This window comes from Bowmanella yangjiangensis (assembly GCF_017255015.1).
GTDB classification, from domain to species: Bacteria; Pseudomonadota; Gammaproteobacteria; order Enterobacterales; family Alteromonadaceae; genus Bowmanella; species Bowmanella yangjiangensis.
Map to the genome: position 1 here is coordinate 1 of NZ_JAFKCS010000586.1, position 459 is coordinate 459.

Annotated in this window: 1 pseudogene; it reads right to left on the minus strand. The window is 63.0% G+C overall.

Going from position 1 to position 459, the window contains the following annotated elements:
- Nucleotides 1–182: 182 nt before the first annotated feature.
- Nucleotides 183–459, minus strand: a pseudogene (locus J0A65_RS25790) (hypothetical protein); the annotation flags it as partial.

Consider the following 459-nt stretch of genomic DNA (forward strand, 5'->3'; position numbering starts at 1 on the left):
GTCGTGCCAGACCGGGCAATAAGGCCGGAAGGCAAAACCAACGCTCCCTGTCATGTCCACGAATAATCTTCGACATTATTCTCGGGTCGCAGACCTGGCAATGCTCGGGCAAAGCCTCACCGACCAATGGTTGTACCTCGGTGCGAAGCTGTTAACTGATGCCTGTTCGTGTGTGCTCGAGATCACGGCGCGAAATGAATGCGGTGGCCGACGGCGTAGCCGGCCAGACGCTCGCCGATGGCCGATGCCAGCGCCTCGTCCTGGTTCGGCACATGGACATGGGCCAGCTGCCCGGCCTGGTCATCGCTCAGCACCTCGACGCGGATGGCGGGATGCAGCTCGGCGAGGTCACTCTGGTAGACGCGGGCGATGGCGTCGAAGCGCAGTGCCGGCTTGAACGTCTTGCCCACCGCGGTCAAGGGGATGGCGTCGACGATCCAGGCGTTCTTGGGGATGGCC